This window comes from Streptomyces sp. DH37, assembly GCF_029813835.1.
Taxonomy (GTDB): Bacteria; Actinomycetota; Actinomycetes; order Streptomycetales; family Streptomycetaceae; genus Streptomyces.
This window is the reverse complement of the sequence record NZ_JARVKV010000196.1, coordinates 1-441: the sequence shown is the minus strand read 5'-3', so window position 1 is coordinate 441 and position 441 is coordinate 1. Positions and strand designations below refer to the sequence as shown.

Below are 441 nucleotides of genomic sequence, written 5' to 3'. Positions count from 1 at the left end.
GGGCTGCGCTGCAGGTCAATTCCAGTTCTTGAGCTTTCGGCACAGCCGGATCACTTCTTAGTCGTGCCCTCCGATGGCAGCGCTACCGACCCGCCGATTTTTGTCGAGACCACGTAGACGTCGACGCCGCTCATCGAGCATTCCTCGCTTGATGCCCGGCTGTTCGTGATGACCTCGATGATCTTGCCATCCCCGGTGTGAAAAATGATGTCATAGACCTGCTGGTGGAGGTCTTTGCCGATCTTTTCGGATGCGAGACGAACGGCCTTGGTCTGCGCCTCGATCACTGACGGGATATCAATCAGGCCGGCGTTCTTGAGGTGCACGAGAGCCATGTTGGTGGGCCAACTCGCGCAGTCCGGAGACTTCGCCTGAGCCGCCGCAGCCGGCATGGCAAATATTGCGGCCATCACTACTGTCAACGCGGCGCGCATCAATGCA

General features: G+C 58.7%; 1 protein-coding gene. It reads right to left on the bottom strand.

What is annotated here, in order from left to right:
* Window positions 1-50 precede the first annotated feature (50 nt).
* Window positions 51-441 (bottom strand): hypothetical protein (locus QC029_RS31410; RefSeq protein WP_279559102.1); only part of this gene is annotated, 391 nt, incomplete at its 5' end.